This window comes from Streptomyces sp. NPDC027663, from assembly GCF_055566415.1.
In genome coordinates, this window is the sequence record NZ_JBVHSK010000001.1 from 12,131 (window position 1) to 35,810 (window position 23,680).

Sequence of the window (23,680 nt, forward strand, 5' to 3'; positions counted from 1 at the left end):
GTCCTCGGTTCCCCGCCCCGTGCCCGGCGTTCCCTGGCCCGCTCTCGGTTCCCCGCCCCGTGCCCGGCGTTCCCTGGCCCGCTCTCGGTTCCCCGCCCCGTGCCCGGCGTTCCCTGGCCCGCTCTCGGTTCCCCGCCCCCTGCCCGGCCTCCCCTGCCCCGCTCTCGGTTCCCGCCCCCCGCCCGGCCTCCCCTGCCCCGCCCTCGGTTCCCTGCCCCGCCCGGCGCCCCGAGGACCGTGTTCCTCTGGGCTTCCCCCGTGCGAGTGACGCGTCGGGCGCGGTGCTCCGAGTTGTCCACAGGGCGTTGTCCACAGGGGTGGCCGGTCCGTGTCGGCGTTGGCACAGTGGTGGGCATGCGGGGGTGGTGGCAGGACCTCACCGACCTGGTGCTCCCGGCCGACTGCGCCGGCTGCGGGGCACCTCGTACGGCGCTCTGCCCGCGGTGCCGGGCCGCGCTGGACGGCGGCGCGGCACGGCGGGCGCGGCCGGTGCCGGAGCCGGCCGGGCTGCCGGCGGTGTACGCGGTGGCTCCGTACGCGGACGAGGTGCGTGCGCTGCTCCTGGCGCACAAGGAGCGAGGTGCGCTGGCGCTCGCCGGCACGCTGGGTACGGCGCTGGCGGGAGCCGTGCGGGCGGGGCTGGGCAGGCGCGGCGCGCGTACGGAACCGGGCGGGCGGCCCGGGAGCGGGCCCGTTCTGCTGGTTCCCGTGCCCTCCGCGCGGTGGGCCGTGCGGGCGCGCGGGCACGATCCGGTGCGGCGGATGGCGCTCGCGGCGGCCGGGGAGCTGCGGCGCACCGGGACACGGGCCCTGGTGGCGGCCGTGCTGCGCCAGCGGCGCGCCGTCGCGGACCAGGCCGGCCTGAACGCGCGGCGGCGCCTGGAGAACGTCGCGGGCGCGCTGGAGGTGACCGCCGGGGGCGGCCGGCTGCTCGGTGCGGGCCGCATCGTCCTGGTCGACGACCTCATGACGACGGGGGCCAGTCTCGCGGAGGCGGCGCGGGCGCTGCGGGAGGCGGCGGTATCCCGTCGTGATGGCGGTGCGGTCGTGTATGCGGCCGCAACTCGGGAAGGTAGGGAGGAACGACGGATCAGCGCCGGGCCGGAGAGGACCGAGTGGATGCACACTGCACCTGAAATGGTGGTGCCGGACGCCTTCGGGCAGGTTGTCAGCGCCGCCGTGATCGCCGCCCCTCTAGATTCTTTCGAAATAAGCAGGAACTGACCGTCGACCTGCATCGTTGCAGGTAGTGAGACGGGTAATTCACCTGAACGGAGGTACGCCGTAGTAGAGGGTGACGACATCCGTCCGGGCGAGATATGTTCGGTTGTGAGGAAAGGCGCAGGCCACACCTCTCATATCCGAATGCCGCGCTGCGGGTTTTCCGCAATCACCCGCGCCGGTGGGGTGCAGATCTCGCCCAATGGGGGAGGAGGAGGTGGAAGTCACCGAGTCCGAGGTCCGGTGATCACCGGACCTGGTGCAAAAGGGAGATGCTCCGCCGATGCAGCGGAGCGATCCGGGAACGGAGTTCTGCGTGGACATCGTCGTCAAAGGCCGCAAGACCGAGGTGCCCGAGCGGTTCCGCAAGCACGTGGCCGAGAAGCTGAAGCTGGAGAAGATCCAGAGGCTCGATGCCAAGGTGATCAGCCTCGACGTCGAGGTGTCCAAGGAGCCGAACCCGCGACAGGCCGACCGCAGTGACCGGGTGGAGATCACGCTCCGCACCCGCGGTCCGGTGATCCGGGCGGAGGCAGCGGCCAGCGACCCGTACGTGGCACTCGACATGGCGGCGGAAAAGCTGGATGCGCGGCTGCGCAAGCAGCACGACAAGCGGTTCTCGCGCCGAGGCGCGCGCCGGATCCCGGCAGCAGAGGTCGCCGACCACGTCCCCGGCGTGGCGACGCTGAACGGCGACGGCCTTCTCGTCCAGGCGGAGGAGACAGAGGGCGTGCCGACCAAGAAGATCGGCCCGCTGGAGGTCAAGGGCGAAGGCCCCCTCGTCGTCCGCGAGAAGACCCACGTCGCCTCCCCGATGAGCCTCGACCAGGCTCTTTACGAGATGGAACTGGTCGGCCACGACTTCTACCTGTTCGTCGACTCCGAAACCAAGGAGCCGAGCGTCGTCTACCGGCGCCACGCCTACGACTACGGCGTGATCCACCTCAGCACGGACCCGATGGTCACTGAGGCACAGCCCCACGCGGCAGGGGGCACGCTGGGCGGCTGACGCCCGGCCGAAGCTGATCCGGTGCCCCTGGAGCGCGTGTGCGCCCCCAGGGGCACCGGTGTGCGACCACTTCGCGCCCCGCACGTCACCCCGGTGACGCCCGGGCATGAAATCATGGCCACACCGGCCCAACCGGTGGGCCGCTGCCTTGGGTTGGCGATGGCACAGGACCACAGGCCACAGCCTTCAGGGGGAGGAACGATGGCGGACACCTTCGGACCGATGCGGGACGGGGCTGCCGACGACCATGACATCGGCATGAGCCAGGGCGCCGGCTCTCCGCGCAAGGAGCCGATCAGAGTCCTGGTCGTGGACGACCACGCCCTCTTCCGGCGGGGTCTGGAGATCGTGCTCGCGGCCGAGGAGGACATCCAGGTCGTCGGCGAGGCGGGTGACGGCGCCGAGGCCGTGGACAAGGCCGCCGACCTGCTGCCCGACATCGTGCTGATGGACGTCCGCATGCCCAAACGCGGCGGCATCGAGGCCTGCACCTCCATCAAGGAGGTCGCCCCCAGCGCGAAGATCATCATGCTGACGATCAGCGACGAGGAGGCCGACCTCTACGAGGCGATCAAGGCGGGCGCCACGGGATACCTCCTCAAGGAGATCTCGACCGACGAGGTGGCCACCGCCATTCGCGCGGTGGCCGACGGTCAGTCGCAGATCAGCCCGTCGATGGCGTCGAAACTCCTCACCGAGTTCAAGTCGATGATCCAGCGCACCGACGAGCGCCGGCTGGTGCCGGCGCCCCGGCTGACCGACCGGGAACTGGAGGTGCTCAAGCTCGTCGCCACCGGGATGAACAACCGGGACATCGCCAAGGAGCTGTTCATCTCCGAGAACACCGTGAAGAACCACGTCCGCAACATCCTGGAGAAGCTGCAGCTGCACTCCAGGATGGAGGCCGTGGTCTACGCGATGCGGGAGAAGATCCTCGAGATCCGCTAGGGCGGCGGCTATCCGAGCAGACCGGCGAGTTCTCTGGCCAGGGGCTCGCGCAGCTCGGCTGCGTCCACGCGCTCCACACGGACGTCCGTGCAGTTCACCCATGCCGCTGCCTCGACCAGAGCCTGGGCGACCCCCGGGACCGCCTTCGGGCCCTCCAGGGTCACCTGCCTGGCCACCAGCGTGCGGCCCTCACGGGCCGGGTCGACACGCCCGACCAGCCGGCCGCCGGCGAGTACCGGCATCGCGAAGTAGCCGTGAACACGCTTCGGTTTGGGGACGTACGCCTCCAGACGATGACTGAAGCCGAAGATCCGCTCCGTCCGCGCCCGCTCCCAGATCAGCGAGTCGAACGGCGACAGCAGCGTGGTGCGGTGCCGGCCGCGTGGCGGCGTCGCCAGAGCCTGCGGATCGGCCCAGGCCGGCTTGGACCAGCCCTCCACCTCCACCGGCACCAGACCCGAGTCGGCGATCACCGCGTCGACCTGCTCGCCCTTGAGGCGGTGGTAGTCGGCGATGTCCGCGCGGGTGCCGACACCGAGGGACTCACCGGCCAGCCGGACCAGCCGGCGCAGACACTCGGCGTCGTCCAGCTCGTCGTGCAGCAGTGCCTGCGGGACCGCGCGCTCGGCCAGGTCGTAGACCCGCTTCCAGCCGCGCCGCTCCACGCACACCACCTCGCCGTACATCAGCGCCCGCTCCACGGCGACCTTGGTGCCCGACCAGTCCCACCACTCGTTCGTCTTCTTCGCGCCGCCCAGCTCCGTGGCGGTCAGCGGGCCCTCCGCGCGCAACTGCTTGACGACCTGGTCGTAGGCGCCGTCGGGGAGTTCGTGGTTCCAGTGCGGGCGGTTGCGGTAGGCGCGACGGCGGAAGGCGAAGTGCGGCCACTCCTCGATGGGGAGTATGCAGGCCGCGTGCGACCAGTACTCGAAGGCATGGACGTCCGACCAGTACGCGGCCTCCACGGTCTTGCGGCCCACCGCTCCCAGGCGCGCGTACGGCACGAGTTCGTGGGAGCGGGCGAGGACCGAGATCGTGTCGAGCTGGACCGCGCCGAGGTGGCGCAGCACCCCGCGGACACCGGACCGCCGGTCGGGCGCGCCGAGGAAGCCCTGGGCCCGCAGGGCGATACGGCGGGCGTCGTCCGCGGTGAGGGTGGTGGTCGGGCGCGGAAGGGTCGTCATGTGTCGGACGATAGAGGGTGCCACTGACAGTCCGTCCTGAGCTGCGCTTTCTCAGGAACGCGCGGGCAGGTACGGGGCTGTGGACGGCAGGCCCAGGTCCGAGGGGAGCAGGGAGCCGACCCAGCAGTCCCGTCGTACCCCTTTGTTGTTGAGCGCGGAACGCAGGGTGCCCTCGACGGTGAAACCCGCGTGTTCTGCCACCGCGCGGGAGGCGACATTGCCGACCTCGGCGCGCCATTCGACCCGGTCGACGCCGACCGTGGTGAAGATCCAGCGGCAGGCGGTGAGCGCGGCCTCGGTGATGTATCCGTGGCCGCGGTGTTCCCTGGCCGCCCAGAAACCGATCTCGGCCACGGCCGGCCCGCGCATCGTCAGGTCGAGCACGCCGGCCAGTTCCCCGCCGCCGAGAAACACGCCGAAGGCGAACGCCGAACCCTGCGACCAGCCGTCGGGAACCAGTTCCTCCGTGAAGCCGCGCGCGTGTTCGGGCAGGTAGGGCGAGGGGATCGTGGTCCAGCGCTGGATGTCGGGATCCTGGGCGGCCGCGTACACCGCCTCGGTGTCGTCCGGTCCGACGGCGCGCAGGCGGAGACGGTCGGTGGTGAGCGTGACGGGTTCCATCGGCCGATTCTGATCCGAGCGCGCCGAGGCGGCCATGCGTTTGCGCGATCCGTGAGCGCGCGATCACATTTCGCACATTTCCTTGCGCCGATGCGGCACTATCCGGATTCCCCGTCCGTTGTCCTGGGTGAAGCAGCCGCCAGACCGCCAGGCCCTCCCGGCGCAGCCGGGTCCTCGCATACGATGGCCGTTGCTCAGTATGTAGAAGGAAAACCGACCGTCCCAGGCCCGACCGGCAAGGAGACCAGCCCCCGTGTCCGTCCTCTCGAAGATCATGCGTGCAGGCGAAGGCAAGATCCTGCGCAAGCTGCACCGCATCGCGGACCAGGTCAACTCCATCGAAGAGGACTTCGTCGACCTCTCCGACGCCGAGCTGCGAGCCCTCACCGAGGAGTACAAGCAGCGGTACGCCGACGGAGAGAGCCTGGACGACCTGCTCCCCGAGGCGTTCGCCACCGTGCGCGAGGCCGCCAAGCGCGTCCTCGGCCAGCGCCACTACGACGTGCAGATGATGGGTGGTGCCGCCCTCCACCTCGGCTACGTGGCCGAGATGAAGACCGGTGAGGGCAAGACCCTCGTCGGCACGCTGCCCGCGTACCTGAACGCCCTGTCCGGGGACGGCGTCCACCTCATCACGGTCAACGACTACCTGGCCGAGCGCGACTCCGAGATGATGGGCCGCGTCCACAAGTTCCTGGGCCTGTCCGTCGGCTGCATCCTCGCCAACATGACGCCGGCCCAGCGCCGCGAGCAGTACGCGTGCGACATCACCTACGGCACGAACAACGAGTTCGGCTTCGACTACCTGCGCGACAACATGGCGTGGTCGAAGGACGAGCTGGTGCAGCGGGGCCACAACTTCGCCATCGTGGACGAGGTCGACTCCATCCTCATCGACGAGGCCCGTACGCCGCTGATCATCTCCGGCCCGGCCGACCAGGCCACCAAGTGGTACGGCGACTTCGCCAAGCTGGTCACGCGCCTCAAGCGCGGCGAGGCCGGCAACCCGCTCAAGGGTCTCGAGGAGACCGGCGACTACGACGTCGACGAGAAGAAGCGCACGGTCGCCATTCACGAGGCCGGTGTCAGCAAGGTCGAGGACTGGCTGGGCATCGACAACCTCTACGAGTCGGTGAACACCCCCCTCGTGGGCTACCTGAACAACGCCATCAAGGCCAAGGAGCTCTTCAAGAAGGACAAGGACTACGTCGTCATCGACGGCGAGGTCATGATCGTCGACGAGCACACCGGCCGTATCCTCGCCGGCCGCCGCTACAACGAGGGCATGCACCAGGCGATCGAGGCGAAGGAAGGGGTGGACATCAAGGACGAGAACCAGACGCTCGCCACGATCACCCTGCAGAACTTCTTCCGTCTCTACTCGAAGCTCTCCGGCATGACCGGTACGGCGATGACCGAGGCCGCCGAGTTCCACCAGATCTACAAGCTCGGCGTGGTCCCCATTCCGACCAACAAGCCGATGGTCCGCATGGACCAGTCGGACCTGATCTACCGCACCGAGGTCGCCAAGTTCGAGGCGGTCGTCGACGACATCGCCGAGAAGCACGAGAAGGGCCAGCCGATCCTCGTCGGCACCACCTCCGTCGAGAAGTCGGAGTACCTCTCGCAGCAGCTCAGCAAGCGCGGCATCCAGCACGAGGTGCTGAACGCCAAGCACCACGAGCGCGAGGCGTCGATCGTCGCCCAGGCCGGCCGCAAGGGCGCCGTGACCGTGGCGACCAACATGGCCGGCCGTGGTACGGACATCAAGCTCGGCGGCAACCCCGAGGACCTGGCCGAGGCGGAGCTGCGCCAGCACGGCCTCGACCCCGAGGAGCACATCGAGGAGTGGGCGCACGCCCTGCCCGCCGCCCTGGAGAAGGCCCAGCAGGCCGTCAAGGCCGAGAAGGACGAGGTCGAGGAGCTCGGCGGCCTGTACGTGCTGGGTACAGAGCGGCACGAGTCCCGGCGGATCGACAACCAGCTGCGCGGCCGTTCCGGCCGTCAGGGTGACCCCGGCGAGTCCCGCTTCTACCTCTCCCTCGGCGACGACCTGATGCGCCTGTTCAAGGCCCAGATGGTCGAGCGCGTCATGTCGATGGCGAACGTGCCGGACGACGTGCCGATCGAGAACAAGATGGTCACGCGTGCGATCGCCTCCGCGCAGTCGCAGGTCGAGCAGCAGAACTTCGAGACCCGTAAGAACGTCCTGAAGTACGACGAGGTGCTCAACCGGCAGCGTGAGGTCATCTACGGCGAGCGCCGGCGTGTCCTGGAGGGTGAGGACCTGCAGGAGCAGATCCAGCACTTCATGGGCGACACGATCGACGCGTACATCGCAGCCGAGACCGCCGAGGGCTTCCCCGAGGACTGGGACCTGGACCGGCTGTGGGGCGCCTTCCGGCAGCTGTACCCGGTGAAGGTCACCGTGGATGAGCTGGAGGAGGCGGCCGGTGACCGGGCCGGTCTGACCGCCGAGTTCATCTCGGAGTCCATCAAGGAAGACATCCAGGAGCAGTACGCGGCCCGTGAGGCGCAGCTCGGTTCCGAGATCATGCGTGAGCTGGAGCGCCGGGTCGTGCTGTCGGTGCTGGACCGCAAGTGGCGCGAGCACCTCTACGAGATGGACTACCTCCAGGAGGGCATCGGCCTGCGCGCGATGGCGCAGAAGGACCCGCTGGTCGAGTACCAGCGCGAGGGCTTCGACATGTTCACCGCGATGATGGACGGCATCAAGGAGGAGTCCGTCGGCTACCTGTTCAACCTGGAGGTCCAGGTCGAGCAGCAGGTCGAGGAGGTCCCGGTAGAGGAGGCCCAGCCGGTCGCCGAGGGCGTCCAGGACACCGTGCCGGCGCAGGCGGGTGCGCGTCCGGAGATCCGTGCGAAGGGGCTGGACGTTCCGCAGCGGCGGGATCTGCACTTCTCCGCGCCGACCGTGGACGGTGAGGGCGGCATCGTCGAGCGTGACCTCGAGGACGACGAGCCGGTGCGCTCCGAGGCGGACGGGCTCACCCGGGCCGAGCGGCGGCGCCAGGCGAAGGGCGGCCGGCGCCGTAAGAAGTAACGGTCGCCCGCGGCGCTCACGCCGTTGGTTCAGGGCCGGGTCTCCTCTCGGGGAGCCCGGCCCTTCCATGTTCCGGAAGCCCTGCTCCTCTGTTTTCCCGGAGCCCGGCTCCTCCGGTTTCCGGGTGCCCTGCACTTCCGTGTCGCCATGCGGCACGGCTGCCCGCGGCTGGGTACGACCGGCCGCCGCTGCGCCGTGGGTGCGCCTGTCCGCTGGGCTACCGCGTCCCCGTTTCCACCGCCGTGCAGCGCCAGCGGAGGTCCTTGCCCAGCTCCAGGCGGAAGGCCATCGCCCGTAGCTGGTCGCCGGCGGCGATGCGGGCGAAGACCTCCAGGGCGCCTTCGCTGGGGACGTAGTAGCCGATGTCGTGGACGACCGGGCGGGGGCCGAGGCTGCGCAGGGGGCTGCGTTCGGCCAGGCGGGCCAGCTCGTCGTAGGCGCGGCCCGCGGTGTGGCGAAGCATCCAGTGGACGGGGCGCCGACCGCTCAGGACGGCCAGCAGGCGGTCGGCGAAGAGGTCGGTGGGGCGCAGCTGCCGAACGGCCGTCCCGGGCGCGGTACGAGGCGTCTCGGGTGCGGACTGAGGCCTTCCCGGCCCGGTACGGAGCGTCTCGGGCGCGCTGCGGGGCCCGACGGGCCCGGTACGAGGCGTCTTCGGCCCGGTACGAGCCACCTCCGGGCGCATGCCGGCCGACGGACCGGTGATGGCCGTCGGACCGGTGCCGGCCGTCGGGCGGGTGGCAACCGTCAAGCGGGTGGTGGCCGTCGGGCGGGTGGGCGTGCGGGGTGGGGCGCCGCCGGGGCGGCGGGAGTCGCGGCGGGTCGGCGGGCGGTGCCGCGGGCGGGGCTGGGCGGTGCGGCTCATGACCTTGTTCATGGGGGTCCCCGTTCGGCGGGCCCGGGTGATACCGGGCGGTAACTCGCTGTCGGGGTTCTTGTACGGGGTGAGGGAGGGGCCCGCAAGGAAGCCGCGGAGCGCGGCGGAGGAGCCGGAACGTTCACCTATCCGAGGGAGGGCGGGAGGTCTGGAGCCCGAGAACGAGCGGTGGAAGAGGGTGAGTTCCGGGCGTGGAGGTGACGCCTGTGTGGGTGCGGAGAGGGGCCCGAAAGGGGACGGGCGCACGTATCCTGAAGGCCCTCCGGGAGACGCGCCAGCCGCTCTCCCCGGGGCTCCAGCGGCACCTTCGACCAGGAAAGAGCGGCCCGTATGCGCGTCTACGTCCCCCTGACCCTCCCCGCTCTCGCCGAGGCGTACAAGACGGGTGAGCTGGGGAGCGGCCCGTTCGTCGCGTATGCCGTCACGCCCGCGCTGCGCGAGTGGTACCTCTCGGAGGACGTCGAGGAACTGGAGTACGCGGCGCTCGGCCGGGCGGCGCTGGCCTCGCTGCGGCTCCTGGCGGCCGATCCCGGTGCGGTACGGCGCCGGGTCGTGGTCGCCGTGGACGTGTCCGACAATGCCGTGCGCGTCGACCCGGACCGCGCGCTCGAACCGTCCGCCCTGGGTGAGGTGACCGTGACCGCGACGGTGCCGCTCGCGAAGGCGGCCTCCGTGCACGCCGACGCCGACGACGCGGAGGCGGACGTGACCGCGGCGGCACAGGCGCTGGAGGCGGCGGACGGCGGGGACGACGCCGCGCAGTTCGTCGTGGACGGGGCGGACGACCACGAGCTGCTCTGGTACGCCACGCAGGAGATTCCCCACCTGGTCGGACGGGTCTGACCTGGGCCGCAGCCGTGATTGTCAGTGGCGGCGGGTACGGTCTTGGACATGGGGATGCACGGAAGCGCGCACATCGTCTGGGACTGGAACGGGACGCTGTTCCACGACAATGACGCGATCATCGGGGCGACGAACGCGGCCTTCGCCGAGCTGGGGCTCGCGCCGATCACGCTGGAGCAGTACCGCTCGCTGTACTGCGTACCGGTGCCGAAGTTCTACGAGCGGCTGCTCGGCCGGCTGCCGACCGACACCGAGTGGGAGCTGATGGACGGGGTCTTCCACCGGCACTACTCCGAACACCGAGTCCGGTGCCGGCTCACCGAGGGCGCGGAGGAACTGCTCGCGGGGTGGCGGTCGGCGGGGCACAGCCAGTCACTGCTGAGCATGTACGGGCACGAGGAACTGGTGCCGCTCGTGCGGGGCTTCGGGATCGAGGCGCACTTCATACGCGTCGACGGCCGCACGGGTCCCTCCGGCGGCAGCAAGGCCGAGCACATGGTGCGGCATCTGGAGGCACTGGCGGGAGCGGTGGCGACGGAGCGGACCGTGGTGATCGGGGACGCGGCGGACGACGCGGTCGCCGCGCGGTACGTGGGAGCGCAGGCCGTGTTGTACACCGGCGGGTCGCACAGCCGGGCCAGCCTGGAGGATGCCGGGGTCCCGGTGGTGGACACGCTGGCCGACGCGGTGGCGGAGGCGCGGAGGATAGCCGCTTAGGAGCGCCCCCGCAGGGGCGCGGCGAACCGGGCGACCAGCCATCCGCCACCGGGCGACGTACCTGCGATGGGGACCGGGCGACCAGTCAGGAGGGATCCGTCACCGGGCGACGTACCTGCGACGGGGACCGGGCGACCAGTCGGGAGGGATCCGTCACCGGGCGACGTACCTGCGACGGGAACCGGGCGACCAGCGGGACGGACCCGTCACCGGGCGGCGTACCCGCAGGCGCCCGCGCCCGCTCAGCCCACCGGCGCCTTGGACCGCAGCACGTTCAGGAACTCCCGCATCCATGCCGGGTGGTCCGGCCAGGCCCGGGCGGAGACCAGGGTGCCGTCGACGACCGCCTCGGCGTCCTGGAAGCTCGCTCCGGCGACCTGCATGTCCGGCTCCAGCGCGGGGTAGGCCGTGACCCGGCGGCCCCGGAGGGAGTCGATCGCGGCGGTGAGCAGCGGGCCGTGGCAGATCTGGGCGACCGGCTTGTCCGCGTCGAAGAACGCCTTGAGGATCTTGCGCAGTTCGCCGTCGTTGCGCAGGTACTCGGGGGCCCGGCCGCCGGGGATGACGAGGGCCGCGTAGTCCCCGGGGTCGACCTCGGAGAAGGCCAGGTCGGCGGGCCAGGTGTAGCCGGGCTTCTCGGTGTACGTGTCGTAGTCGGGTTCGAAGTCGTGGACGACGAAGCGGAGGGTCTTGCGGCTGGGGGCCGCGATGTGGACGTCGTAGCCCTCCTCGCGCAGCCGCTGGTAGGGGTACAGCACCTCCAGGGACTCCGCTGCGTCGCCGGTGACGATCAGGATCTTCGTGGGCATGGTCGGCTCCTCAGTGGCAGACTCCGGGCTCTGTGACTGCGTGGGCAGAACTCCGGGGCGGGGGCACACCGTCCGGGCACCGCGCCTCCGCCGTCCTGGGCACCGTGCCCCCGCCGGGCGCGCTTGCCAAGAGGGCCCGGCGCTTTCAGGGTGCGACCGCAGCGCCGCAGGCGCGACCGGATGCGCCGCCCGGGGTGCACCACACCGGGCGCACCACCCTGCCGCAGGACGCCCCCCCCCGGCACAGTCCCGCAGCCGCCCGCCCCGCCACCGCGCGACCGGGCCCTGTCGACCCGACACGCCGCCCCTTCGCCGGTTACGTCACCCGCCCCCACCCCGCCGCTGTGCAGAACGTCAAACTTCACCCCTTGGTTTTGTACACATACGGCTCATGACGGGCCCCGGGTAAGTGGCGATAGCCTTGTGGCGTGATCAGCGCGATATCTCGCGGGGGCGACGCTGCCCCTGCCCTGCGCCCGGGTTGCACGGAACACCTCCGTGACCGGGCGGCGGTCGCTGGTCTTCGCGGGCGGGACGGGGGCGCGAACGCCCCCAGGGCGCCGAGGGCGATCCCGGATGCGGTGGCGCCGAGAGCAGCGTCACACCCGGCGGACGTGTCGACAATGGCCGAATACCCCCCGCTCATCTCACCTCGAGGCATAGCGTCGGAACTGACCGGACACCCCGGGACGTGGCGTTATGTCGCAGGGAAAGAGACCGTACTTCCTTCTACGTCACGCAACGGCGCGCGACAGGAGCCAGAGGACAATGCAGACCAAGCTGGACGAAGCCAAGGCCGAGCTGCTCGAGAGGGCCGCCCGGGTTGCTGAGAACAGCCCGGTCGGGGGGCACCTACCGACCGGGACGACGAGCGAGGGCACTCCCGGCACCCCGGACACGGAATCGGTGCTCGCGTTCCTCCAGCGTTACTACCTGCACACCGCCCCGGAAGACCTCACCGACCGCGACCCGGTCGACGTCTTCGGCGCCGCGGTCTCGCACTACCGTCTCGCCGAGAACCGCCCGCAGGGCACCGCGAACGTCCGGGTGCACACCCCGACCGTGGAGGAGAACGGCTGGACCTGCAGCCACACGGTCGTGGAGGTCGTCACCGACGACATGCCCTTCCTCGTCGACTCGGTCACCAACGAGCTGACCCGGCAGGGACGCGGCATCCACGTCGTCATCCACCCGCAGATCGTCGTCCGGCGTGATCTGACCGGCAGGCTCATCGAGGTGCTGCCGACCCCGGCGACCGGCGAGCTCCCGCACGACGCGCACGTCGAGTCCTGGATCCACGTCGAGATCGACCGGGAGACCGACCGCGCCGACCTGAAGCAGATCACCGGCGACCTGCTGCGCGTCCTGTCCGACGTCCGCGAGGCCGTCGAGGACTGGGAGAAGATGCGCGACGCGGCGACCCGGATCGCCGACGGCCTGCAGAGCGAGCCCGTCCCCGGTGACCTGCCCCGGCCCGAGGTCGAGGAGGCCCGCGAGCTGCTGCACTGGCTCGCCGCCGACCACTTCACCTTCCTCGGCTACCGCGAGTACGAGCTGCGCGACGACGACACGCTTGCCGCCGTGCCCGGCACCGGTCTCGGCATACTGCGCTCGGACCCGCACCACGCAGAGGACGACCAGCACCCGGTCAGCCCCTCCTTCGAGCGGCTCCCGGCGGACGCCCGTGCCAAGGCCCGCGAGCACAAGCTGCTCGTGCTGACCAAGGCGAACAGCCGCGCCACCGTGCACCGGCCGTCGTACCTGGACTACATCGGCGTCAAGAAGTTCGATGCGAAGGGCAACGTCGTCGGCGAGCGCCGCTTCCTGGGCCTGTTCTCCTCCGCCGCCTACACCGACTCGGTGCGCCGGGTCCCGGTGGTGCGCCGCAAGGTCGACGAGGTGCTGGCGCGCGCCGGGTTCTCGCCCCACAGCCACGACGGGCGCGACCTGCTCCAGATCATGGAGACCTACCCGCGTGACGAGCTGTTCCAGACGCCCGTCGCCGAACTGCAGTCCATCGTCACGAGCGTGCTCTACCTGCAGGAACGCCGCCGGCTGCGGCTGTACCTGCGCCAGGACGAGTACGGCCGCTACTACTCGGCCCTCGTCTACCTCCCGCGCGACCGCTACACCACCGGCGTCCGCCTCAGGATCATCGACATCCTGAAGGAGGAACTGGGCGGCATCAGCGTCGACTTCACCGCCTGGAACACCGAGTCGATCCTGTCCCGGCTGCACTTCGTCGTCCGCGTCCCGCAGGGCACCGAGCTGCCCGAGCTGTCGGACGCCGACAAGGAGCGCATCGAGGCCCGCCTGGTGGAGGCCGCCCGTTCCTGGGCCGACGCGTTCGCCGAGGCGCTGACCGCCGAGTGCGGCGAGGAGCACGCGGCCGAGGTGCTGCGCCGCTACAACCACTCTTTCCCCGAGGGCTACAAGGCCGACCACTCCCCGCGTGCCGCGGTCGCCGACCTGGTCCACCTGGAGCAGCTGAGCGAGGACAAGACGTTCTCGCTGAGCCTGTACGAGCCGGTGGGTGCCGCGCCCGACGAGCGCCGCTTCAAGATCTACCAGAAGGGGGGTACCGTCTCCCTCTCCAAGGTCCTGCCGGTGCTCAGCCGTCTGGGCGTCGAGGTCACCGACGAGCGGCCGTACGAGCTGCGCTGCGCGGACCGCACCACCGCCTGGATCTACGACTTCGGTCTGCGCATGCCGAAGTCGCTCGGCGGCCACAGCGCGGACCACCTGGCGGACGACGCCCGCGAGCGCTTCCAGGAGGCGTTCGCCGCGACCTGGACCGGCCAGGCCGAGAACGACGGCTTCAACGCCCTCGTGCTGAGCGCCGGGCTGAACTGGCGGCAGGCGATGGTGCTGCGCGCCTACGCCAAGTACCTGCGGCAGGCCGGCTCGACCTTCTCGCAGGACTACATGGAGGACACCCTCCGCAACAACGTCCACACCACCCGGCTGCTCGTCTCCCTGTTCGAGGCGCGGATGTCCCCGGAGCGGCAGCAGGCCGGCCTGGAGATCACCGACGCGCTGCTGGAGGAGCTGGACGCGGCCCTGGAGCAGGTCGCCAGCCTGGACGAGGACCGCATCCTGCGGTCCTTCCTGACCGTCATCAAGGCGACCCTGCGCACCAACTTCTTCCAGGAGGCGCTCGGCGGCCAGCCGCACGACTACGTCTCCATGAAGTTCGACCCGCAGGCCATCCCGGACCTGCCCGCGCCGCGCCCGGCCTACGAGATCTGGGTGTACTCACCGCGGGTGGAGGGCGTGCACCTGCGCTTCGGCAAGGTCGCCCGCGGTGGTCTGCGCTGGTCGGACCGGCGTGAGGACTTCCGTACCGAGATCCTCGGCCTGGTCAAGGCGCAGATGGTGAAGAACACCGTCATCGTGCCGGTGGGCGCCAAGGGCGGCTTCGTCGCCAAGCAGCTGCCTGATCCGAGCGTGGACCGGGACGCGTGGCTGGCCGAGGGCATCGCCAGCTACAAGACGTTCATCTCGGCGCTGCTCGACATCACCGACAACATGGTGGCCGGCGAGGTCGTGCCGCCGCAGGACGTCGTGCGGCACGACGGCGACGACACCTACCTGGTGGTCGCGGCCGACAAGGGCACGGCGACGTTCTCGGACATCGCCAACGGGGTCGCCGAGAAGTACAACTTCTGGCTCGGTGACGCCTTCGCCTCCGGCGGCTCGGCCGGCTACGACCACAAGGGCATGGGCATCACCGCGCGCGGCGCCTGGGAGTCCGTGAAGCGGCACTTCCGCGAGCTGGGCGTGGACACGCAGAGCGAGGACTTCACGGTCGTCGGCATCGGTGACATGTCCGGTGACGTGTTCGGCAACGGCATGCTGCTCTCGGAGCACATCCGCCTGGTCGCGGCCTTCGACCACCGGCACATCTTCATCGACCCGACGCCGGACGCGGCCACCTCCTACGCCGAGCGCCGCCGCCTGTTCGAGCTGCCCCGCTCCAGCTGGGCCGACTACGACACCCAGCTGCTGTCGGCGGGCGGCGGGATCTTCCCGCGCAGCGCCAAGTCGATCACGCTGAACAGTCATATCCGCGAGGCCCTCGGCATCGCGGACAAGGTCACCAAGATGACCCCGGCCGACCTGATGAAGACGATCCTCAAGTCGCCGGTGGACCTGCTGTGGAACGGCGGCATCGGCACGTACGTGAAGGCGTCGTCGGAGTCGAACGCGGACGTCGGCGACAAGGCCAACGACGCCATCCGCGTCGACGGCGCGGACCTGCGCGTCAAGGTCGTCGGCGAGGGCGGCAACCTGGGTCTCACCCAGCTGGGCCGGATCGAGTTCGCGCTGCACGGCGGCCGGATCAACACCGACGCGATCGACAACAGCGCCGGTGTGGACACCTCCGACCACGAGGTGAACATCAAGATCCTGCTCAACGGCCTGGTGGCGGACGGCGACATGACCGTCAAGCAGCGCAACAAGCTGCTCGCCGAGATGACCGACGAGGTCGGCGCGCTGGTCCTGCGCAACAACTACGCGCAGAACACCGCCCTGGCCAACGCCCTGTCGCAGGCCAGCGCCATGCTCCACGCCCAGCAGCGGTTCCTCCGCCACCTGGTGCGCGAGGGCCATCTGGACCGGGCGCTGGAGTTCCTGCCGACCGACCGGCAGATCCGTGACCGTCTCGCCCAGGGCCACGGCCTGACCAGCCCGGAGACGGCCGTCGTGCTGGCGTACACGAAGATCACGGTCTCCGAGGAGCTGCTGCAGACCTCGCTGCCGGACGACCCGTACCTGCGCGGCCTGCTGCACGCGTACTTCCCGACGGCCCTGCGCGAGCGCTTCGCCGAGGCGATCGACAACCACCCGCTGCGCCGCGAGATCACCACGACCGTGCTGGTCAACGACACGGTCAACACGGGCGGTACGACGTATCTGCACCGCCTGCGCGAGGAGACCGGGGCCTCCCTGGAGGAGATCGTCCGCGCCCAGACCGCGGCCCGCGCGATCTTCCGCTCGGCGCCGGTGTGGGACGCGGTCGAGGCGCTGGACAACAAGGTCGACGCGGCCGTCCAGACCCGCATCCGGCTGCACTCGCGCCGCCTGGTCGAGCGCGGCACCCGCTGGCTGCTCAACAACCGTCCGCAGCCGCTGCAGCTCGCCGAGACGGTCGAGTTCTTCGCCGAGCGCGTCGAGCAGGTCTGGCAGCAGATGCCGAAGCTGCTGCGCGGGGCGGACCTGGAGTGGTACCAGCACGTGTACGACGAGCTGTCCGCGGCCGGCGTCCCGGACGAACTGGCCGCCCGCGTGGCCGGGTTCTCCTCGGCCTTCCCGGCGCTGGACATCGTCTCGGTGGCCGACCGCATGGGCAAGGAGCCGCTGGACGTCGCCGAGATCTACTACGACCTCGCCGACCGGCTCGACATCACCCAGCTGATGGACCGCATCATCGAGCTGCCCCGCGAGGACCGCTGGCAGTCCATGGCCCGCGCCTCCATCCGCGAGGACCTCTACGCGGCGCACGCGGCGCTCACCGCGGACGTCTTCGCGGCGGGCAACGGCACCTCGACGCCTGAGCAGCGGTTCACGGCGTGGGAGCAGAAGAACCAGGCGATCCTGGGCCGCGCCCGCACCACGCTGGACGAGATCCGCGGTTCGGACTCGTTCGACCTCGCCAACCTGTCGGTGGCGATGCGCACGATGCGGACGCTGCTGCGCACGCACTCGTAGCCGTACGGCGATGAAGGCGCCCCGGGCCGGTGACGGTCCGGGGCGCCTTCACCGTTTCCGGGAAGCGGCGGCCGGACCGGGGCCAGGTCAGTGGATGCAGCGGGCGGGGCCGGCCGGTTCCTCGGTGGTGCTGCCGGCGCCGGGGACGCACTGTGCCGGGGCCGCACGCCGCCACAGGCGTTCGAGGGCGAGGGGCAGACCGATCACGGGGATGAGCCAGACCTGGACGTAGAGCCGGTCCTGTTCCACGGCCAGCGGGTGGGCTGCCATGGTCGCGAATCCGGTCAGGCCCGTCGCCAGGACGCACAGGGCCACCGGGACCGAGCGCTTCCACACCCCCCACGCGCCGAACGCGAGCAGCGTGAGCAGCAGCGGGGCGAGGGCTTCCTTCTGCAGCCACTGCCACCAGTAGTTGATGTCGAGGCGGACGAGCGAGCGCCAGGGGGCGGCGACCTTGGGGTGGGTCCAGTGCAGGGTGAACATGTCCTGCAGCGAGTCGGTCATGCCGGGCAGCCGGAGCACCCTGCTGACGACGACCGCTGCCAGTGTGCCGGCCGTCGAGAGCACGGCCAGCGTCCAGGTGCCGCGGTGCCGTGTGCGCCGGACGAAGAGCAGGGCGGCGTACGCGGCTGCCGTCAGGAACGGCGCCACGATCAGGAAGCTCGAGTACTTGACGGCGAACCCGAGGGCGAGAGCCCCGCAGAAGAGCAGGGTGCCCCGGGCGATGCGGTTCTGCAGCAGCCAGACCGAGGCCAGCAGCATGGCCGTCATCAGGGCGACCACCGGCCCCTCGGACAGGGGGCGGCCGCCCCACATCGCGAGCGGTGTGACGTAGTACAGGAGCTGGCCGAGCACGGCGGCCGGCGGTGGCGCGCGCAGGGCTCGCAGCAGCAGGCAGACGAGGAATCCGGCGGCCGCCGTGAAGGCGAGCGCCACCGCGGTCAGGCCCGCCTTGGCGCCGAGCAGCGCCACGAACGGCGCGGCCATCAGCGGGTAGGCGGGCCGGGTGTGGAAGATGCGGTCGTACTTCGGGCCGGCCGGGGCGAGGCCGTTGCGGTACTCGGCCTCGCAGCTGCGCCGGTATTCCGCCTCGCGGCCCGGCTCGCGGAACTTCGTCTGGTCCAGCATCCGGTTGCGGTGCACGAGCGCCGCGGTGTCGGTGCAGTAGGCCGTCAGGGCCTTCTTCCGGGCCTGCTGGGGCGAGTCGCCGAGGAACTCGTAGGCCTCACGGGCATAGCGGTACGAGTCGTTGGAGAACCGGGTCGCCGGATAGGCGAAGACGTGCAGGGCGAGGAAGATCACGGCGGCGAGCGCGGGCAGTGTGCGCAGCCGGGCCGGGGAAGCCGTTGCGCCGTCCAATGGTCTCTCCCGTCCGGTCGTCCGAGAATATGGGGTAGCCGGGCATTTCGCGACAACCCAGCATATCGATGCGGTTTCCGGCGAACCGGGTGTCAGGGTGCCGGGCGGAAGAGTACGAGCAGGCCGGCGCCGTACCAGCCGGCGAACGCCGCTCCGCTCACGTACATCAGCCGGCGTACCGGCCAGCGGAGTCTGGCGAGGGAAGGTGCGAGCAGCAGGAACAGGACCGGCAGGAACGGCAGCATGAAGCGGGGCTTGGAGAACGGCGCTCCGGAGACGCCGACCAGCAGCACCCAGGAGGCCGCCACGAGCAGCACCAGGGGCCAGGGCACCCGCCGGTTCATGACCAGCGCGACGACTCCGATGGCGACGGCGGCCATCGTCATGAGCACGGTCACGTACCGCATGTCGGGCGAGTGCGCCCCCATGGCGTGGTCCAGGAAGTCGAGGGTGCCGGCGCCGAAGTCGAAGGACTGGCCCCAGGCTTTCTGGGCCTCGAACCAGCCCGTGACCGAGCCGATCCTGCTGCCGAGGTAGAGCCAGCTGCCGATCAGGCCCAGCGGGGCGAGCACCGTCGCGGCCAGCGGCCGCAGGCCGTCGCCGCGGGGGACCAGCGCCGTGAGCCCTGTCAGGGCGACGACCGCGACGAGCACGGACGCGGTGGGGCGTACCGTTCCGGCCACGGCGCACAGCAGCCCCGCCGTCACCCAGCTCCGGGCGAGCAGCGCCACCAGCGTCCACATGAGCATCGCGGTGAAGACGGCCTCCGAGTAGGGGATCCAGAGCACGAACGCGTACGGCGAACCGGCCCACAGGGCCACGCACGCGTAGGCGGCGGGGGAGCCGACGACGGCCCGCGCCAGCGTGTGCACCCCGCTCGCCGCGACTGCCCCGGCGACCCAGGAGATCAGCACCCCGGCGTAGGCGAAGGACAGTCCCGTCATCAGGTGCAGTCCGCGGATCAGCCCGGGGACGAAGGGGAAGAAGGCGAGCGTGCTGTAGCCGGGCAGCCCGTCGGCGCGGCGGGGGAGCCGGTCGGGGTAGCCGTGCGCGGCCACGGACAGGTAGTTGGCCGCGTCCCAGCGCTGCAGCAGGCTCGTCACGCTGTGGCCCAGGTGCCGGTTCAGCAGCAGCAGGACGACGAAACCGAGGACGGACAGCGTCAGGTAGAGCGCCACGGCCACGCACGTCTCCCGTAGGACGAACGTGATGCGTACGGGGTGCCGGCGCATCGCCGAGCAGAGCCGTGTCCACCAGCCGCCCGGTGCACCGCCGGACGGCGCGAGACTGCTTGCGGCGGACGGAGGGACCAGCTGGGCCACGGGAACTCCACGTGAGTGCTGTGCGGTACGACCGGCGGAAAAGGTGTCCTGCGCCTGCTTTTACCTCAACAGACTCGCAACCAGCCGCGCGGCGCTCCGTACCCGCGGCCGGGCCACCCGTCGGACCACCGGACGGATCACCCGAGCGGTCACCCCCACCGGCCGCCAGCGAAGCTGGAGGCGGCCGGGGTTGCGGCCCTCCGGTTCGACGGTGAGCCGGTGGGGAGCGGCACCGGAGCGGTAGTCGATGCGCGCCGTGCAGGTGGGGAAGGCCAGGGGTGCCAGCAGCAGTCCCGTGTTGCTCAGGCCCTGCTGGTCGAGGCGGACCAAGGGGTGGCGTACGCCGTCGAAGCCCTGGAGGGGGAGCGGTGCGGCGGCCAGGTCGAGGCGGACGGTGCCTTCGAAGACGCCGGGGCGCACCGGGTCGAGGCGGAAGGGGACCGTCATCCGGCGCCGGCCGGGTGTCAGCAGCAGGCAGGCGCGCTGTGGACCGACCGGCAGGCGCAGCCCGGGGTCGTAGGTGCGGATCGCGAGGGCGAGGGACGCTCCCGGGCCGGGGGTCAGCTCCGTGATCTCGTGCCGGAACTGGGCCGCGGGAAAGGGGCGGGTGTCCAGCTCGAGCTCGGACAGGTCGAGTTCGCGGCGGGCCCGGTCCGTGGCCGGGACGCTGCCGCCCCAGTACGGGACGCCCGTCCCGTCGGCCGTCACCTGTCGCGGCGCCACCCCGTGCCCCAGACCGCGCGCCGCCAGCTGTGCCTCGGCCGGGCGGCCTTCCCGCAGCAGTTCCAGCACCACCCGGTCGGGCCGCGGCAGCCGTTCGTACGCGCCGGGGGACAGCGTGTCCAGGTAGGGGTTCATGACGTCCGCGAAGGACGCCAGCCACTCCTCGTCCCGGTAGGGCAGGTCGCCTGCGTACATCCGGAAGTCGTGCTTGAGGAACTTGTAGTCCTTGTCCTCGCGCAGCCCCGCGTGCCCGCTGCTCACCAGGAAGTCGTCGATCAGACGCTGGACGTGCACGCGGTCGCGGACGTTGGCGATCTTGTGCCGCTGGTTGGAGATGGAGGCGGAGTCCGCCGCGGCGAACGGCTCGATGTACCAGACGTACACCGGGTCCGGGATGATCGTGAACGCCCGGGCCAGGCAGTACGCCTGCGCCGAGAACAGCTGGTCCTCGTAGTGGATGCCCTCGGGGAAGCGCAGCCGGTGGCGGTCCAGGAAGGAGCGGGCGTACATCTTGCTGGTCGACAGGTGCTCGAAGAGCAGCCGCGGATCCGCCTCGATGCCCTCGACCGTGCGGCGCTTGCGCACCAGGTGAGGCATCCAGGTCGAGCGGCGCCCGCCGTCCACCCGGACCCGGCGCACCGCGCCCATGGTGAAGTCCACCTCGCGTTCGCGGTGGGCCGCGAGCAGCAGCTCGACCGCCCGCGGCGGGAGCTCGTCGTCGCTGTCCAGGAACATCAGGTACGGCGCCCGGGCGACCTCGATGGCCCGGTTGCGTGGGGCGCTGCATCCGCCGCTGTTCTCCGGCAGGCGCACGTAGCGGATGCGGTGGTCCTTCGCCGCCAGCGCCCGGGCCACGGCCGGGGTGTCGTCGGTGGAGTGGTCGTCGCTGATGACGATCTCGATGTTCGCGTGCGTCTGCGCGCGCAGCGAGTCGACGGCGCGGGGGAGGCGGTCCGCGTCGTTGTACACGATGACCGTGACCGTGACGTCGGGGCGGGTCATGCCGCGGCCTCCTCGGGACTCGGGGCGGGGGTGCGGTCCTCGACGGGGAGCACCGGCGGCAGCGACTCCTCCGGCTCGCCCAGGAACACCCGCCGTACGACCCGTTCGGCGGCGCGCCCGTCGTCGTACTCGCAGAACCGGCGCCGGAACGCGGCCCGCGCCTTGGCCGCGCTCTCGTCCCGCCAGGCCCCGGAGAGGAAGATCTCGGTGAGTTCCTCCTGGGTGCGGGCGACCTGGCCGGGGTGTTCGGCCATCAGGTCGAAGTAGACGCCCCGCGTGGTGCGGTAGGTCTCCCAGTCGTCGGCGTGGATCACGATCGGGCGGTCCAGGTTGGCGTAGTCGAACATGATCGACGAGTAGTCCGTGACCAGCGCGTCCGCGGCCAGGCACAGCTCCTCGACGGGGTCGTACGAGGACACGTCGATGATCCGGCCGGAGCGGCGCAGGCCGGTCAGCGGGGAGGCGGCCCCGCCGTAGAAGTAGTGCGCGCGGACGAGGAGGACCGTGTTCTCGCCGAGGCGGTCGGCGAGGGCGGCGAGGTCCAGCCGGGGGGTGAAGCCGGCCTCGTAGTCGCGGTGGGTGGGGGCGTACAGGACGGCCGTCTGGCCGGGGGCGATGCCGAGGCGTTCGCGGGCCGCGCGCACCGCCCGGGCGTCGGCGCGGTAGAAGACGTCGTTGCGCGGATAGCCGTGGTCGAGGGTGGTGTAGCGGGCCGGGTAGGCGCGCTCCCACATACGGGTGGAGTGGCTGTTGGCGCTGACGCTGTAGTCCCACTTGTCGATGCGCGCCAGCAGGGCGGCGAAGTCCAGGCCCTTCGCGGCGGCCGGATGGTCCATCTGGTCCAGGCCCATGCGCTTGAGCGGGGTGCCGTGGTGGGTCTGGAGGTGGACCTGGCCTGGGCGCTTGACCACCGCGTTGGGGAAGTTGACGTTGTTCGTCAGATACGTGGCGGTGGCCAGCGTCTCCCAGTAGCGGCGGGTGCCGGGGAGGACGTGGTCCGTGCCGGGCGGCAGCAGGGCCGCGTTCTCCTTGTTCACCACCCAGACCTGGCGGACGTGCGGGGCGAGTTCGGCGAGCTTCGCGGCGATCGCGGCCGGGTTGCAGGCCACGCCGCGGTCCCAGTAGGCGGCGAACACGGCGAGGTCCGGGTCGAGCGAGCGGCTCAGGGCCCGCCGGTACTGGTGGTCGCGGACCTTCGCGCCCAGCCGCCGCTTGCGGGTGCGTACGGCCGTGCGGGCGGCGCGGCGGGCCCGGTTGGCGGCCTGGAACGCCCGGTACCTGGTGTACGCGCCCTCCTCCAGCAGCCCGTGCCGTACGCCCTCCAGGCCCCCCGGGCGTCGGTGGCCCTCGGGGCGCCAGCGGACGGCCGCCAGGGAGGCGCGGCGGAAGAACTCGCGGGCCACGGGGTCGGGCAGGTCCTCGCGGGCGAAGGTGCGGAGCAGGTCACGCACCATCAGGTCGTACAGCACCACGCGGGCGGCCCGGCGGCCCCGGGTGAGCGGGAGCAGGGACTCGTAGCGGTCGATGAGCGCGAGCCGGTCCTCGGGTGCCAACGGCGGCAGGCTCTCGGGGCGCAGCACGCGGTTCTCGTAGGCGGCCTGGTTCAGACAGGCGACGCGGCCGGCGTGCAGCAGGGCCGCGTGGGCGGCGCGCGGTTCGTCGTCGGTGGTGAGCAGGTCCTCGTGCGCCCGCCAGAACTCGGTGCGCAGGGCCCGGTTGCCGAGCAGCGGGGCGAGCCGCAACAGGTCGGCGGCCTCGTGCAGGGGGCGACCGGCGCGGCCGACGGCGGCGAGCCGGCGGCCGTCGCGGGAGGGGGCGGCGGCGGTCCGCCAGGTGGTGGTCACGTGATCGAACAGGAGTACGTCGACGGGTCGTGAGGTGTCGGTGGCGTCCAGTTCGGCGGTCCGCTCGGCGATCAGGCGGGGCGCGCCGGCCGGCAGTCCGTCCTTGGCGTGCACGAAGTGCAGCCAGCGGCCGGACGCGCGGGCGGCACCGGCCGAGCGGGCCGCGGCGTCCCGGGTGCCGTCCGGGAGGGGGACGACGACGATCTCCGGGGCGTGGTGCTCGGCCGCCTCCCGTGCCCAGTCGCCGACCGCGGCGACGATCACCTCGGCGTCGGTGAGGGGGTGGGCCGCCAAGGAGTCCAGCAGCTCGGTCAGATGCCCCTGTGCGTTCGGCCCGTAGACGATCACGCTCAGCTGGGGCATCGCAGCGGCTCCTTCGGCTCGTCGTCTCCGAGTGCACCTTCCCTAACATACTGTCACTAAGC

15 protein-coding genes are annotated in these 23,680 nt (G+C 71.1%); 7 read left to right on the plus strand and 8 right to left on the minus strand.

Going from position 1 to position 23,680, the window contains the following annotated elements:
* Nucleotides 1-354: 354 nt before the first annotated feature.
* From ACZ4SF_RS00050 to ACZ4SF_RS00060, 3 genes are all read left to right on the plus strand, one after another.
* Entirely contained in the window at nucleotides 355-1,224 is an 870-nt protein-coding gene (locus ACZ4SF_RS00050) for a ComF family protein (protein ID WP_468375975.1), read from the plus strand.
* 313 nt (nucleotides 1,225-1,537) lie between these two features.
* Nucleotides 1,538-2,230 carry a ribosome hibernation-promoting factor, HPF/YfiA family gene (gene hpf, locus ACZ4SF_RS00055; RefSeq protein ID WP_468375978.1) on the plus strand — a complete coding sequence of 231 codons (693 nt, stop codon included), beginning with the start codon at nucleotides 1,538-1,540 and terminating at the stop codon, nucleotides 2,228-2,230.
* Between the two features lie 201 nt (nucleotides 2,231-2,431).
* Entirely contained in the window at nucleotides 2,432-3,178 is a 747-nt protein-coding gene (locus ACZ4SF_RS00060) for a response regulator (RefSeq protein WP_468375980.1), read from the plus strand.
* An 8-nt stretch (nucleotides 3,179-3,186) separates the two neighbouring features.
* Here the strand turns inward: ACZ4SF_RS00060 and ACZ4SF_RS00065 are convergent, their stop codons facing one another.
* Complete coding sequence (locus ACZ4SF_RS00065) at nucleotides 3,187-4,362, minus strand: winged helix-turn-helix domain-containing protein (protein WP_468375983.1); 1,176 nt, start codon at nucleotides 4,360-4,362, stop codon at nucleotides 3,187-3,189.
* A 51-nt stretch (nucleotides 4,363-4,413) separates the two neighbouring features.
* Nucleotides 4,414-4,983 (minus strand): GNAT family N-acetyltransferase, encoded by a 570-nt coding sequence (locus ACZ4SF_RS00070; RefSeq protein ID WP_468375986.1) that lies wholly within the window; start codon nucleotides 4,981-4,983, stop codon nucleotides 4,414-4,416.
* A gap of 253 nt (nucleotides 4,984-5,236) precedes the next feature.
* Between ACZ4SF_RS00070 and secA the strand changes: the two genes are divergently transcribed.
* Nucleotides 5,237-8,047 (plus strand): preprotein translocase subunit SecA, encoded by a 2,811-nt coding sequence (gene secA, locus ACZ4SF_RS00075; protein ID WP_468375989.1) that lies wholly within the window; start codon nucleotides 5,237-5,239, stop codon nucleotides 8,045-8,047.
* A 217-nt stretch (nucleotides 8,048-8,264) separates the two neighbouring features.
* On the opposite strand, the gene ACZ4SF_RS00080 is transcribed toward secA, so the two are convergent.
* Complete coding sequence (locus ACZ4SF_RS00080; protein WP_468375991.1) at nucleotides 8,265-8,924, minus strand: Rv3235 family protein; 660 nt, start codon at nucleotides 8,922-8,924, stop codon at nucleotides 8,265-8,267.
* 330 nt (nucleotides 8,925-9,254) lie between these two features.
* Here ACZ4SF_RS00080 and ACZ4SF_RS00085 point away from each other — a divergent pair, with 330 nt between their 5' ends.
* Both ACZ4SF_RS00085 and ACZ4SF_RS00090 read left to right on the plus strand, forming a co-directional pair.
* Complete coding sequence (locus ACZ4SF_RS00085; RefSeq protein WP_468375993.1) at nucleotides 9,255-9,767, plus strand: DUF6912 family protein; 513 nt, start codon at nucleotides 9,255-9,257, stop codon at nucleotides 9,765-9,767.
* 48 nt (nucleotides 9,768-9,815) lie between these two features.
* Nucleotides 9,816-10,484 carry an HAD family hydrolase gene (locus ACZ4SF_RS00090; protein ID WP_468375995.1) on the plus strand — a complete coding sequence of 223 codons (669 nt, stop codon included), beginning with the start codon at nucleotides 9,816-9,818 and terminating at the stop codon, nucleotides 10,482-10,484.
* 242 nt (nucleotides 10,485-10,726) lie between these two features.
* Here ACZ4SF_RS00090 and ACZ4SF_RS00095 read toward each other — a convergent pair whose 3' ends face one another.
* A complete protein-coding gene (locus ACZ4SF_RS00095; RefSeq protein ID WP_468375997.1) occupies nucleotides 10,727-11,293 on the minus strand; it encodes a DJ-1/PfpI family protein in 567 nt (188 codons plus the stop codon).
* A 768-nt stretch (nucleotides 11,294-12,061) separates the two neighbouring features.
* Between ACZ4SF_RS00095 and ACZ4SF_RS00100 the strand changes: the two genes are divergently transcribed.
* Complete coding sequence (locus ACZ4SF_RS00100) at nucleotides 12,062-17,005, plus strand: NAD-glutamate dehydrogenase (protein WP_468376000.1); 4,944 nt, start codon at nucleotides 12,062-12,064, stop codon at nucleotides 17,003-17,005.
* An 87-nt stretch (nucleotides 17,006-17,092) separates the two neighbouring features.
* Here ACZ4SF_RS00100 and ACZ4SF_RS00105 read toward each other — a convergent pair whose 3' ends face one another.
* From ACZ4SF_RS00105 to ACZ4SF_RS00120, 4 genes are all read right to left on the minus strand, one after another.
* Nucleotides 17,093-18,364, minus strand: a complete 1,272-nt coding sequence (locus ACZ4SF_RS00105; RefSeq protein WP_468376003.1) for a hypothetical protein — start codon at nucleotides 18,362-18,364, stop codon at nucleotides 17,093-17,095.
* Nucleotides 18,365-18,456: 92 nt separating this feature from the next.
* Complete coding sequence (locus ACZ4SF_RS00110; RefSeq protein WP_468376006.1) at nucleotides 18,457-19,686, minus strand: hypothetical protein; 1,230 nt, start codon at nucleotides 19,684-19,686, stop codon at nucleotides 18,457-18,459.
* A gap of 60 nt (nucleotides 19,687-19,746) precedes the next feature.
* On the minus strand, nucleotides 19,747-21,411 hold the full coding sequence (locus ACZ4SF_RS00115) for a glycosyltransferase family 2 protein (RefSeq protein ID WP_468376009.1): 1,665 nt from the start codon (nucleotides 21,409-21,411) through the stop codon (nucleotides 19,747-19,749).
* Nucleotides 21,408-23,618, minus strand: coding sequence for a CDP-glycerol glycerophosphotransferase family protein (locus ACZ4SF_RS00120; protein ID WP_468376011.1), 2,211 nt, complete (start codon nucleotides 23,616-23,618; stop codon nucleotides 21,408-21,410). Before ACZ4SF_RS00120 ends, ACZ4SF_RS00115 begins: the two co-directional genes overlap by 4 nt.
* Nucleotides 23,619-23,680: the final 62 nt, after the last annotated feature.